A 13,142-nucleotide genomic window follows, 5' to 3' on the forward strand; every position below is an offset into this window, starting at 1 on the left:
CGTCTCAAAGCCCCGTTCTGTGCGCACGTGCGGTGAAGAAGATGCCTGATGGGCTGTCCGCTTCAATCTCGCGCAGCTTTTCAAAGGTTTGCGTGTCATAGACCATGACTTTGTTGGCATCGCGCACGCTGATCCAGACCTCGTGCCCACGCGGGGTGAATTCCATATGCAACACCGCCGGACCGGGTTTGAATTCGTGGATGATGTCCTTGGTGACGCTGTCGATCACTTGAATTGTATCGTTCAGCGGATGGGCGAAATTCACCCAAACCTGCCGTCCGTCGGGCCGGGCCATGGCAAAGACCGGCTGACCGTGGGTCTGTGTGCGTCCGGTTTCGGTCAAAGTGTCGGCATCGATCCAAAGAACCTCGTGATGGCCCACGGCGGGTAGAACGAATTCGCGGCCTGTCAGCGCCCAACCTTCCAGGTGGGGCATCTTGTAGACAGGCATTTCTTCCTGCCCGCGCCCGTAATCCGGTAGGACGCGGATCGGTTCCGGGGCCTCGGCCCAGAGATCCAGCGCGGTCAGCCCGTCCTCGCCAAAAAGGCCAGTGATATAGGTGCGGCCATTGGCGGTGATCAGCGCGTCATAGGGGTTTTTGCCCATATCGGGGATCTTGGTGATCTCGGGCGTGCCTGTCGCGAAATCGGCAATCCAGGTTTCGCCAGAGTCCCACATGGTGAAGACGAACCTGCGGCCCGGCGCGTCGACCAGACCGATTGTTTTGCTACCCGTTGGGATATCTGCGACCAACTCAAGCGTATTGGCGTCGAACACACGGACGCCGCCGGGTTCATAGTTCGACACGGCGATTAGCTGTCCGTCGTCTGAAATTGCGCCACCAATTGCGTTACCGGCCTGTACGACGCGGTTCACGATCTGTCGGGTGACGATATCGACTTTGGTCAGCCCGCCATCGCGCCCGAACACATAAGCAAAGCGTTCGTCGGGCGAATAGACCAGCGAGGCATGGGACAGATCGCCCAGCCCTTCGATCCGCGCCAGCGCGGCCCGGTCGGATTGATCTACCAACAGGACCGAGCCCTTGGCGCGTTCGATCACAAGACCCAGATCACCGGTGGCGGTTGGTTCAGCATGCGCCGAGGTCATCATCAGGGTGGCGGCAAGGCCAAGAATAAGCTGTTTCATTGTGCCTCCTGTTGCAGCAGGTAACGGGCGATCCATTCCGCCTCTTCCTCGGTAATAAGGGGGCGCCAGGGGGGCATTGCCGTGTCGGGAATCCCATCGAGAATGACGCCGGTCAACACGTCCGGATCATAGTGTTGCAGCGTTTGGGACCGAAGATCGGGACCAAGGCCACCCTTCAGCGACAGCCCATGGCACGACCCGCAATCCTGATGGACAAGCCGTTTCAGGGCGTCGGGGTTCAAGGTGTCGGCGGCAAATGCCGAGGTGGCGATCACAACCGCGCCGGCCAGCAGAACCGAAGTCAACGGTTGGCTGCTCTGCCTGCCAGGCGCAACAGTCCGGTGACCTAGCCTAGCCATGCGCTTGTTCCATCAATTCGGCCACCGAACGTTCGGCATACAGCGAAACCACCTGTCCGATGATGAACAAAGTGGGTGCCTCAAGTGCAGCGCTGCGCACGTCAGTGGCCAGCCTGTCCAACCGGGACACGATGCGACGTTCGGTCCCTGTGGTGGCTTTGCTGACAGCCAGCACGGGGGTCGATCCGGGCAGGTTCTCGGTCATCAGCCCCATGGCGATTTGGCCAATGTTGGCTACGCCCATGTAGACCACCAACGTCGAGTCGGGATCGGCCAACCGCTTCCAATCCAGGTCCAGCACCTTGTCTTCCTGCCGGTGGCCAGTGACATATTGGACCGAGGTTGCCAGCCCGCGATGGGTCAGCGGCACGCCAGTCGAACAGGATGCCCCCTGCGCGGCCGTGATGCCGGGTGCGTACTCGACCGTGACGCCATGGGCCACAAGATACGCCGCTTCTTCCGAGCCACGGCCAAAGATCATCGGGTCGCCGCCTTTCAGCCGTGCAACGGTGTGACCGGCGCGGGCCTCTTCCAGCAGAATCTCATTGATGCGATCTTGCGGTACGGTATGGCATTTGGGGGCCTTGCCGACCGGAATCAGCCGCGCCTTTTCGGCATGCAGGGCAAGGATGTTGTCCGAAACCAGCCGGTCATAGACGACCACGTCGGCCTCTTGCAGCATGCGCAAGGCACGCAGGGTCATGAGTTCGGGGTCGCCGGGGCCGGCGCCAATCAGAAAAACCTTACCGCTCATGTGCAAACTCGCTTGGTCTGAATGTCTTCCGAGCCCGGGTTTGCCTGCGAAAAGGGACGTTGCTGGGCGAACCGGGCGTGTCATGAGAACAGGTTGGCGGATTCTGCGCGCGCCTTCCTTGACTAAAGTTAAGGAGCGCGGGATTTGCGCCCGCGCTCCTTTGACTTGCCTGTATTTTTTGCCTCGGCTCAGGGTTCTACGGTGATCATTCCGATCATGTTCTGCGTTTCCCAATGCGGCCCGCACAGGTATTCCTGCGGGCCTGGAGTAAGGAATGTCATCTCGACGGATTCCTCGGGGAACAAACGGTCGCTTTCGGGTTCGCTGCCGTCTTTCAGCAGAACACTGTGACTGGTGCGTTTGTCCACGTTCATCCAGCGCACTGTCGTTCCCGCTTTCACGGTCAACTGACCGGGGCAGAAATTGTATTTGTACATCAGCACCACTTCGGCGTCTTCGACGGCTGACGAAGGTTGCCCGAACAAGTCGACATAGCGTTGCTCGGCCTCGGCGCAAATCTCGGCGGATTTATCCGCCAAGACGGGTGGGGCGAGAAGTAGAAGTGCAGGAAGAAGGCAGTGGGGTTTCATGATCCATCTCTCCTTTCCAAAAAAGGGCGGGGGCCGGGTTTTCCGGCCCCTATCTGTTATTGTTTGACCACGTTGATGTTGGCGCTGTCGTCGTCCAGCGCCAGGCTGGTGTTCAGCGTAACGTGGTGGAACCGCGCGGCGGCAAAGTCATCATGAATGGCAAAGCCCACCGTATAGGTCTGACCCGGTTCCAGCGGCACGTCGCCGGGCGCACCCGAGTTCAGTGGCCGCGAGAAGACGACGGTCCACACGCCACCGGACAGATTGGCCGAGGCGGTAATTTCTCCGTCATTGACCACGCGCTGTTCCAACAGATAACCGTTGGAGGCGCTGCCATCGGCATAGACACGCATCAGGTCCAGATAAGTGCCATCGGCCAGGTATTGCTGGATCTGCGCCTCGGCCTCCAGCTTGTCCCAGCCACCCAATGCCTTGCCGCGGCGACCTTTGACTTCGACCTCGGTCCGGCTTTCGCTGATGTATTTGGTCACTGTGTCCTGAGTGCTCAGGCGGCCTGCGATATCCCCATTGGCGGCAATCGCGTCAGCGCCCGGATCAAATGGCATATAGCTGTTGTCTGCGTGGCACGAGGCCCAGCAGCCTACCTGATCGCCCAACTCGATCCCGGTACCGGTGATCATCATTGCAACCTTGATCTGGTTGTCGGGGTCCATCTTGCCGCCATCGACGAAGGGGGCAGGGTTATGGCCTGCATCCGGCCATTGCATGCGGATATAAAGGTTCGCGTCATCATGCGCGGCCTGCACGGTCGCATCGATCACACCACGTTTGCCGGGGATCGGGGTTGGTTCCAGATCACCGCCCGCAACGATCTTGTTGCCGATCGTATCCAGTTCTTTGGCGTGACAGGTCGAGCATTGATCGCCGCCCTTGGTCAGGGGACGGGCCCCGCCGTGGAACTTGCCGTTCTGCACCCACTCAAACGAGGCTTGACCGGGGTAGAACAGTTTCAGATCGGCGCTTGCAACGGCATTCCAGTCGACGCTGCTGCCAACATCACTACCGCCGCCTGCCGGTGCTGCGGCTTCTTCGCCATTTGCCTTGGCGCGTTCTTCGGCGACGGCTGCGTCTACGGCGGCCGCGATCTGTGCCTGAACGGCCTCTTGCTGGGCGGCTTTGGCTGCTTTTTCAGCCTCGGCTTCGGCAGCTTCCTTGGCTTCGATCTTCGCAAGGCTGGTCAGGTATTCCTGCGGGATTTCACGAATAAAGGCCGGGTTGGGTGCCTCAAGCTTTTCCAGATAGTCCTCATCGGCCCGATCACGGGCGTCCGAGTGGGCAATCCCCTTGTGGCAGTCGATACAGGTCTGGCCGATTTCCATCGCATTCAGGTGCTGCTGACGTGCGCGTGGTTTTTGGAACTCGGGCATCATCGATTCAAAATCGTGGCAGTTGCGGCATTCACGTGAGTCCGTGGATTTCATCCGCTCCCATTCATTCATCGCCAGATGTACTCGCTTGGCTTCAAACTTTTCGCGGGTGTTGATGGTGCCGACCAGCTTGCCATACAGCTCTTTGGACGCTTTGATCTTGCGGATCATCTTGTGGGTCCAGTCCTTGGGAACGTGGCAGTCGGAACAGACCGCGCCCACGCCAGACCGGTTCACGTCATGGATCGTGCCGGTGTATTCCTCATAGACGAAATCACGCATCTCGTGGCACGAGACACAGAATTCCTTTGTGTTGGTGGCTTCCATGGCGGTGTTGAACCCGCCCCAAAAGACGATGCCCGCGACAAAGGCCACGGCTATTCCGGCCACGGGCATTCCCCACAGGAAATACCGGCGCCAAATTGGTTTCTTTTTTTCCGGTTCGGAAGTCATATCCGGGCTCCGTTTGGCTGTCTTATCTGGCCCTGGGTGGCAGGCCGGTGGATTTGGCTGTTTGGTCAAACGAGGAAAGGGCGGGCGAGGGGCCCGCCCTTTCCGGTTTTGGTTGCGAACTCGTCAGGTGACGTGGTTCGAACGGTTGTAGACGTTGAATTTGCCGGTCGGAGCATAAAGCCCTTCGATGCGGCCGATTTCTTCCAGCGTCTTGGCGTCGAAGATCACGATCTGACCGTTAGGTTCTTTCGAGTCCGACAGGTTCCACTTGGAAACCCAGACCTCGGTACCATCCGCGTTGAATTCGAAGTGAACAGCGGCGCTGCCTTCGTCTTCGGTGATCTGGATGGTTTTCACGATCTCGCCGGTCTCTTTCGAGATGACCTGCACCGATTGCTGAACTTCAGGTTCCGGGTGCTTGGTCTGGTCAGCCCAGATGTAGTCCGAATTCGGGTGAGTACGGACAAACAGGCCGGGGCCGTCGGTTTCCACTTCGTAGCAGATCTTCCAAGCATCATCCGGGCGGTTTTCGGGATCGTTACCCCAGACGGTCACGGTACCCACACCAAGGTGTGTCGTACCAGCAACCGGGCCGCAATTTGGGTCGACCCAGTTGGCACCAGGGCCGGGGTGCGGCAACGCGGCTGTGTCGATCATCGCTTCCAGCTTGTGGGTTTCGGTATCGACAACCACCATCTTGTTCGACGCGTTCGCGGCGATCTGGAAGTATCGGCCTGTCGGGTCAAAGAACCCGTCATGCAAGAACTTGGCGCTGTCGATCTTGTCGATCCGCAGGTTGTCCAGATCGGTATAATCGACCTGCCACAACTGCCCCAATTCCTTCACGGCAACGATCCAGGTGGGTTCGTTCGGAGTTGTGTAGATTGCGGCCACACGGGCCTCTTCCACGTAATCCCCGTCCACGTTCACACCGCGGGTTGATACGACCTTGACCGGTTCCATGGTCTGGGCGTCGACGATTGCGAAATGCGGCGGCCAATAGCCCCCACCGATGACGTATTTGCCGTCACCAGAAACGGCAACGTCGCGGGCGTCATAGGCAATCTTGACCTCGGAAACCAACATCTTGTCTGGCGTCTGCCAGAGGTCGATCTTAGTCATCTTGCCGTCACGGCCCATGGTGTACCAGAAACGCCCGGGCTGTTCTGGCTCTTCCAGTGCGTGGTGTTCAGATGCTTTCAGAACGTGGACGGCATAGCCGGTCGGGATGTGTGTCAGAACCTCTTTCGTGTCGCCGTCGATCACGGCCACCTTGCCCACATCGCGTTCGATGACAACAAAGAAGTTTTCCCAGTTACGGCCATGCAGCGGCTCGGTTGGATAATCGGCTTCTTCGACATAGACCTTGCGGGTCGCCATCATCTGTTCAAGCGACATTTCAGGCGGCTTTGGCGGCTCCATCATGATGTAGGTCGCCATGTCCTTTATTTCCTGCTCGGTCATGATGTCCGAGAAGTTGTTCATCCCGCCTTCGGTACCCCAGGCGATGATCTTTTCAAGCCGTTCCTGACCTAGTTTTAGGGTGCCGGATTCGGTTACGGTGCCATCGTCGTTTTTGGTTTTGACCATCGGTTCAAGACTTTTACCGGTGGCACCTTTACGTAGAACGCCGTGACAGCCTGCGCATTGCTCGAAATAAAGTTGTTTGGAGGATTCAAAGGCTTCCTCGCTAAGGGTTGGCTCTTCGGCGAAGGTTGGCGCAGCGACGCTGCCCAGCAGCATCGCCAAACCGACCCCAAAGGCGCGGCCAGTTTTGTTGTAGCTGATTCCAAGTGACATGATCACTCTCCATTTGCGTGGTGAGGCAGGTCCAAGGGTGAGACATCGCGCCCGACGGCTCCTTGACGAAAGTCAACGCCAGGGGCCCATTTCAAGGGTTCGGCAGGAAAAAATGGCGAAAAAAACCGTCATAAAATCTGTGTTTTAGAGGCATGTTTTTCGTGAGGATTGATTTTTGTTAAGTCCGTTGCGCGGGTTGGCTGCTAGGGCTGAAAAAAACGGTTGAGGAGAGCAGCCATGCCCACAATCATCGCCCGCATTCTTGGTGAAGGATTTCGTGTTTTCTTTCTGTCTGCCGGTCTCTACGGCCTGTTTGTCGGCGTGGTCTGGGGGCTGTGGCTGACAGTGCCTTACATGGCGCCGGATTACGGTATGACGCCGCCGATGTGGCACGCGCATGAGATGATTTTCGGCTATGCGACGGCCGCGCTGGGCGGGTTCTTTCTGACCGCAGTACCGAACTGGACCGGCGCCTCCGAGGCGCGGGCGCACTTTATCACTCTGGCTGCCGGGCTGTGGTTGGCCGGTCGGATGGCCATGTGGTTTTCAGGAGTATTGCCGCCAGTTCTGGTTGCGGTGGTCGACCTGGCCTTTGTACCGGTTCTGGGGGCCAAAATAGCTACGCAGCTGATCCGCCGTCCCAAGCCGCAGAACATGATTTTCCTGCTGTTGCTGAGCTTGATCTGGGTCGCGGACATGATGACACATCTGCAATGGATTGGGATCACTGAAGGCACTCTGCAAACTGGGCTGCGCGCGGGATTGTTGGCGTTGTGTGCGATGATCGCCATTTTGGGTGGTCGGATTACTCCGGCCTTTACCCGCAATGCCATGAAACGCGCTGGGGTCCCAGAGGCGGACTGGCCGGTTTCGGTCGCCTTTTTCGACAAGGCAGGCATGGTTCTGGCCCTGATCTTGCCACTGGGTGTTCTGGTGCTGGGTGCAGGGCCGTTGGCCGGGGTTTTGGCGCTTGCCCTTGGGGTGGTTCAGATACTGCGCATGGCCAATTGGCGCAGTCGCTGGGCCGCCCGGCAGCCAATTCTGCTGGCGCTGCATTTGGGTCTAGGCATGTTGGCGATGGGGTTGATCTTGTGGGGGCTGGCAGTGCTGGGTCTGGGCAATGAAATCGCCGCCCTGCACGTATTGGGCATAGGGTGTGTGGGCGGTATGACCCTAGCAGTCATGAGCCGCGCCGCGCTGGGTCACAGCGGCCGTGCACTAATCGCGCCCGCCCCGATGGTCGTGGCCTATGGTCTGATGGCGGTTGCTGCACTGTCACGCTGGATCGGGGCCGAACTGAACGCAGGCTATATGGTGGCGATGCTGTTGTCGGACGGCCTGTGGGTCTGTGCCTTTGCGCTTTACCTGATCGCCATGTGGCCTGCGCTGACGGGCCCTCGTACGGGCCGGGAGGGATGATTTTCATTTACTTCCGCCAGCCTTGACTTTCGTTAAGGCCCTCCTATGACCCAGCCGCCATTCTGGCTAGACAAGCTAAACTGCGCAAAGGAGAGCGCAATGCGAGAAGTCATGACCAAGAGCATGGCTCGCAACATATTCTATGGCGGGTCCCTGTTCTTTATCCTAATATTTCTGGCCCTGTCGGCCCATTCCCACTGGTACATCGTGAATTCCGAGAATTCGGCAAAACTCGATGAAAGTGTGGTTCGGGGCAAGCACGTCTGGGAAAAACACGCGTGCATCAACTGTCACACGATCTTGGGTGAAGGGGCCTATTTCGCCCCCGAAGTCGGCAACGTGATGACACGTTGGGGTGTGCTGGACGACCCGGAATCAGCCTTTGAATCCCTCAAGGGCTGGATGGAGGCACAACCGACCGGCATTCCCGGTCGTCGGCAGATGCCCAATTTCAACCTCAGCGACGAAGAAATTCGCGACCTGACCAACTTCCTGATCTGGACGGACAATATCGACGCTCAGGACTGGCCGCCCAACGAGGCTGGCTGAGAAAGGGAACGGAGCAATGAAATACGAATCCCAAAAAATCGCCTACGCCTACTTTGCGGTGGCCATGGCCCTGTTCGTGATACAGGTTCTGGGTGGCCTTCTGGCTGGCCTGATCTATGTATCACCAAATTTCCTGAGCGAGCTTTTGCCGTTCAACATCGTGCGGATGCTGCACACCAATGCGCTGATCGTCTGGCTGATCCTGGGCTTCTTCGGTGCGGCCTACTTCCTGATCCCGGAAGAGGCTGAACGTGAAATCCATTCACCCAAGCTGGCCTATCTACAACTGATCATTCTGGTTGTGGGGACGTTGGGCGTGGTGCTGACCTATACCTTCAACCTGTTCGAAGGAAACTGGCTGCTGGGCAAAGAGGGGCGCGAGTTCCTTGAGCAACCCAAATGGGTCAAGGCGGGCATTGTCGTGGCCGCGCTGATCTTCCTTTACAACGTGTCGATGACCGTTCTGAAGGGCAAAAAGACCGCGATCACCAACATCCTCTTGTTGGGTTTGTGGGGTCTGGCGCTGTTGTTCCTGTTTGCCTTCTACAACCCCGGCAACCTGGCCTTGGACAAGCAATACTGGTGGTATGTTGTTCACTTGTGGGTCGAAGGTGTGTGGGAACTGATCATGGCTTCGATCCTGGCCTACCTGATGCTGAAGCTGACCGGTGTTGACCGCGAGGTGGTTGAGAAATGGCTGTATGTCATCGTCGCTGCAGCGCTGTTCTCGGGCATCCTTGGGACTGGTCACCACTACTACTGGATCGGTACGCCAGCGTATTGGCAGTGGATCGGTTCGATCTTCTCGAGCCTTGAGGTGATCCCGTTCTTTGCGATGATGGCCTTTGCCTTCGTCATGGTCTGGAAGGGTCGCCGGGACCACCCCAACAAGGCCGCGTTGCTGTGGTCGCTGGGCTGTGCCACGCTGGCCTTCTTTGGTGCCGGTGTCTGGGGCTTCCTGCATACGCTGCACGGGGTGAACTATTACACCCACGGCACGCAGATTACCGCGGCCCACGGTCACCTGGCCTTTTACGGCGCCTATGTCTGCCTCAACCTGGCGATCTTCACCTATGCCATGCCGATCCTGAAAAACCGCGATCCGTATAATCAGGTGCTGAACATGGGTTCGTTCTGGCTGATGACCAGCGGTATGGTCTTCATGACCTTCGTGCTGACCTTCGGCGGAACCGTGCAGACGCACATGCAACGTGTGATCGGTGACTACTTCATGGACGTGCAGGATCAGATCGCGATCTTCTACTGGATGCGCTTTGGGTCTGGTGTAGTCGTGGTCCTTGGTGCGCTGCTGTTCGTCTACTCGATCTGGGTGCCCCGGAAAGAGGTCATCGAACCCGGCGCAGCCGAAACCCCTGCGGAGTAATGCAAATGGATGGCTCCATACAAATGGGAACGGGGGCGGCAAACGCCCCCTTCTACCTGCCCCAGGGCGATGAATGCGATGTGTTCACCGCCGCCTATAACAACGATCTGCCGGTTCTGCTGAAAGGGCCGACAGGTTGCGGCAAGACCCGCTTTGTGGCCCATATGGCCGCGCAGCTTGGCCGCCCGCTTTATACTGTCGCCTGCCATGATGATCTGGCCGCTGCCGACCTGATTGGCCGCTATTTGCTGAAAGGCGGGGAAACCGTCTGGGTCGATGGCCCGCTGACCCGCGCAGTGCGCGAAGGCGCAATCTGTTACCTGGATGAGGTGGTCGAGGCCCGCAAGGACGTGACCGTCGTGCTGCACCCTTTGACTGACGACCGGCGCATCCTGCCGATTGATCGCACCGGCGAAGAACTCGAAGCCGCGCCCGGCTTCATGCTGGTGGCATCCTACAATCCCGGCTACCAGAATATCCTGAAAACCCTGAAACCTTCGACCCGACAAAGGTTTATCTCGCTGGAATTCGACTTTCCGTCGCCTGAGATGGAGGCCGAGGTTGTCGCCCAGGAAAGTGGCCTGGCGCTTGAGCGCTGCAAACCGCTGATCCGGTTGGCGAACAAACTGCGGGGGCTCAAGGGTCAGGATCTTGAGGAAGGCGTTTCTACCCGACTGGTTGTCTATGCTGCGACGCTGATCGCACAGGGTATGTCGACGGACCGCGCCATTCTTGCCGCAATGATCGAACCTCTGACTGATGACGAGGATATCAAACGCGGGCTCCTCGATCTTGTCACGGCTGTCTTTGGGTGAGGCCGGCCAATGGTCAAGATCGATTTTGAGCCATGGGAACCCGAAGAAACGATCGGGAAACTGTGGCACACCCTTGCCAGCCGCCTCGATGCACCTGAGGTGCATGTTGGAGCCGCGGTCGACCTTTCTGAGGTCGCGGGGCGGCTGGCAGTCCTCTTCCGAGGGCTTGGGGGTAGTCCGGGCGTTGAATTACGCCCGGTCTCACCCGAAATTTCACGCCACCGTTTAAGCTGGCGTCGCCGCTTGGGAACCGAGGCCGAGTTGATGCCGCGTGCTTCGTTCGATGGCGAGGTATTGCGCCTGCCGGACCGTCTGGCCGTTTTCCCGGCGCGCGAAGCCAACGGCGCGCTATATGTCTGGCTGGCAGCCGTTGCGGCCCATGCCGACACCCGAATTGATGAGGATGACCCCCTGCGGGCCGACCTGCATGCGCTGATCGCTGCGCGACAGATGGTCGAGGCCACGCTGGAAAACGCGCCCGGCTTGCTCCCCCTTTATACCGAACTGTGCAAGGGTCTGCTGCACCAACGTGATATCCCTAACCTGCCGCCGGTCGAAGCCGCGCTGGAAGAACTGGTTCGCCATGTGCTGGGTGATCCGGCATCGCTGTCTGCCAAGGCGGAACAGCTGCTGGAGCTGGATGACAGCCTGTCTGCCCCGCGCGGGTATCAGCGTTTTCGCCCGGTCCCCCTGTGGCCCGAACTGCGCGCCGTTGGCTTTTCAGAACATAATGAGGTGGAAAACCCCGATACCGAAGGCCCGCCCGAAGAGTCGGGAGAGAAAACCCACCGCGCCCGCCGCCGTAAATCTGATCAGGCTGAGCGGAAAGACAGCCTGATACTGCACAAATTCGAGGCGATCCTCAGTTGGGCCGAGTTTCTGAACCTGAACCGCCGGGTCGATGATGACGATCCCGACAATGCCAAAAAGGCGGCCGACGATCAGGAAGAGATCGGGCTGGGTCAAATCTCGAAGGCGCCGCCCACCAAGCTGAAGCTGCACCTGGATCTGGCGCCCGAGGATGTGAATCGCGAGCGTCTATCGGGCCGTATCCTTTATCCCGAATGGGACGTGCGCACCGGGCAGTACTTGCCAGACCACGTGAATGTCCTGTTGTCGGATGCCGATATCCGCGAAGATGCAGCCGAGTTTGGTAAGGACCCGGCCACTACCCGCCGCATCCGCGCGGTGAAGCGCCAGTTCGAGGCGCTGCGCCCCGGTCGGGTTATGACACGCGGCCATCTGGACGGCGACCAGTTGGATATCGAAGCCGCCGTGCGTGCCGAGACTGAACGCCGGGCTTGTGGGGAAGCCAACGAGCGCGTCTGGCAGCAATCCCGTCCCGAAGCTCGCGATCTGGCGGTCTCGATCTTGCTGGATGTCAGCCGATCCACCGAAAGTGCCGTCACAGGCCGCGCCGTGATCGATATTGAACGCGAGGCGCTGGCCGCGTTGGCGTGGGGGTTAAATGCTTGTGGGGATGACTTTGCGATCCACGCCTTCAGTTCTCTGAAACGTCAGCGTGTCTATGTGCAGCGCTGCAAGCGGTTTGATGAGCCAATGTGCGGAACGGTCGAACAGCGAATCGCGTCACTGCGCCCGGGGCATTACACACGGCTTGGGGCGGCAATCCGGCATTGCTCAGCCGATTTGGCGGATCAATCGCGCAAGCGCCGACTGCTGCTGGTGATCACCGATGGCAAGCCGAACGACCTGGATCACTATGAGGGTCGCCATGGTATCGAAGATACGTGCATGGCCGTCCGCGAAGCGCGTCGCGCCGGGCAATCGGTCTTTGGTGTCACCATCGACAAAACCGGCAAAAGCTGGTTCCCGCGTATGTTCGGGCAAGGCGGTTTTGCGGTGATCCCTGACCCGCACCGCCTGACGATGGCTTTGCCGCAAATCTATCGCCAACTGGTCGGCGCATGAGCGATGCTTCTCTGATCGACGAGCTTCCGGGCGAGTTGCTGATGTGGGTTCTGATCGTCTCGGAACTGCTGGTGTTCGGCGCTGGGATGATCGCCTTTATGGGCGTGCGTCTGACCGACCCGGCGGGTTTTGCCGAGGCGCAGTCACATCTGCATCGCACTGGAGCGGCGTTTAACACAGCGGTTCTGGTCACATCGGGCTATCTGGCCGCACAGGCGCTGCACTGGCGACAGGTCGCGCGGCGCGCGACGGCGCGCATGGCCTTGATCGGCGCGGCCCTTCTGGGCGTTGTTTTCCTGATCATCAAAGGCACGGAATACGCGGATAAAATGGCGCAGGGGATCAATTATGAAACGCATCCCTTCTTCCTGTTCTACTTCCTTCTGACTGGTTTTCACGCGGCCCATGTTCTGGCCGGGGTCGGCATTCTGTTACTGGTGTCCTGGCGGGATGACGCACGCAATATCGAGGCGGGCGCGCAGTTCTGGCACATGGTCGACCTGGTCTGGATCATGCTTTTTCCGGTGATCTATCTGTTGGGATGAGGGC

The 13,142-nt window shown here is 58.9% G+C and carries 12 protein-coding genes; 6 read left to right on the forward strand and 6 right to left on the reverse strand.

Annotation, left to right across the window (positions count from 1 at the left end; translation table 11 throughout):
* Positions 1-4: 4 nt before the first annotated feature.
* From ACR3EP_RS17675 to ACR3EP_RS17700, 6 genes are all read right to left on the reverse strand, one after another.
* Positions 5-1,150 carry a cytochrome D1 domain-containing protein gene (locus tag ACR3EP_RS17675; RefSeq protein WP_480638823.1) on the reverse strand — a complete coding sequence of 382 codons (1,146 nt, stop codon included), beginning with the start codon at positions 1,148-1,150 and terminating at the stop codon, positions 5-7.
* Positions 1,147-1,455 (reverse strand): c-type cytochrome, encoded by a 309-nt coding sequence (locus ACR3EP_RS17680; protein ID WP_254438747.1) that lies wholly within the window; start codon positions 1,453-1,455, stop codon positions 1,147-1,149. Before ACR3EP_RS17680 ends, ACR3EP_RS17675 begins: the two co-directional genes overlap by 4 nt.
* Positions 1,456-1,501: 46 nt before the next feature.
* The gene (cobA, locus tag ACR3EP_RS17685; protein WP_480638824.1) at positions 1,502-2,263 is read right to left on the reverse strand and encodes a uroporphyrinogen-III C-methyltransferase; all 762 of its coding nucleotides are present in this window, start codon (positions 2,261-2,263) and stop codon (positions 1,502-1,504) included.
* A 188-nt stretch (positions 2,264-2,451) separates the two neighbouring features.
* Positions 2,452-2,853, reverse strand: coding sequence for a cupredoxin domain-containing protein (locus tag ACR3EP_RS17690; RefSeq protein ID WP_480638825.1), 402 nt, complete (start codon positions 2,851-2,853; stop codon positions 2,452-2,454).
* A gap of 56 nt (positions 2,854-2,909) precedes the next feature.
* Positions 2,910-4,694, reverse strand: a complete 1,785-nt coding sequence (locus ACR3EP_RS17695; RefSeq protein WP_480638826.1) for a NapC/NirT family cytochrome c — start codon at positions 4,692-4,694, stop codon at positions 2,910-2,912.
* A 123-nt stretch (positions 4,695-4,817) separates the two neighbouring features.
* Entirely contained in the window at positions 4,818-6,494 is a 1,677-nt protein-coding gene (locus ACR3EP_RS17700) for a cytochrome D1 domain-containing protein (RefSeq protein WP_170377212.1), read from the reverse strand.
* 237 nt (positions 6,495-6,731) lie between these two features.
* Between ACR3EP_RS17700 and ACR3EP_RS17705 the strand changes: the two genes are divergently transcribed.
* The 6 genes from ACR3EP_RS17705 (at position 6,732) to ACR3EP_RS17730 (ending at position 13,138) form a co-directional block, all read left to right on the forward strand.
* Positions 6,732-7,913, forward strand: a complete 1,182-nt coding sequence (locus tag ACR3EP_RS17705) for an NnrS family protein (RefSeq protein WP_480638827.1) — start codon at positions 6,732-6,734, stop codon at positions 7,911-7,913.
* 99 nt (positions 7,914-8,012) lie between these two features.
* A complete protein-coding gene (locus tag ACR3EP_RS17710; protein ID WP_170350172.1) occupies positions 8,013-8,462 on the forward strand; it encodes a c-type cytochrome in 450 nt (149 codons plus the stop codon).
* A gap of 16 nt (positions 8,463-8,478) precedes the next feature.
* Positions 8,479-9,846, forward strand: a complete 1,368-nt coding sequence (locus ACR3EP_RS17715) for a cbb3-type cytochrome c oxidase subunit I (RefSeq protein WP_170350173.1) — start codon at positions 8,479-8,481, stop codon at positions 9,844-9,846.
* 5 nt (positions 9,847-9,851) lie between these two features.
* Positions 9,852-10,661 (forward strand): CbbQ/NirQ/NorQ/GpvN family protein, encoded by an 810-nt coding sequence (locus ACR3EP_RS17720; protein WP_170359421.1) that lies wholly within the window; start codon positions 9,852-9,854, stop codon positions 10,659-10,661.
* Positions 10,662-10,670: 9 nt separating this feature from the next.
* A complete protein-coding gene (locus ACR3EP_RS17725) occupies positions 10,671-12,593 on the forward strand; it encodes a nitric oxide reductase activation protein NorD (protein WP_480638828.1) in 1,923 nt (640 codons plus the stop codon).
* On the forward strand, positions 12,590-13,138 hold the full coding sequence (locus tag ACR3EP_RS17730; RefSeq protein WP_480638829.1) for a cytochrome c oxidase subunit 3: 549 nt from the start codon (positions 12,590-12,592) through the stop codon (positions 13,136-13,138). The genes ACR3EP_RS17725 and ACR3EP_RS17730 overlap by 4 nt, the downstream gene beginning before the upstream one ends.
* The last annotated feature ends 4 nt before the right edge of the window (positions 13,139-13,142 follow it).

This window comes from Ruegeria sp. BB10 (assembly GCF_056535725.1).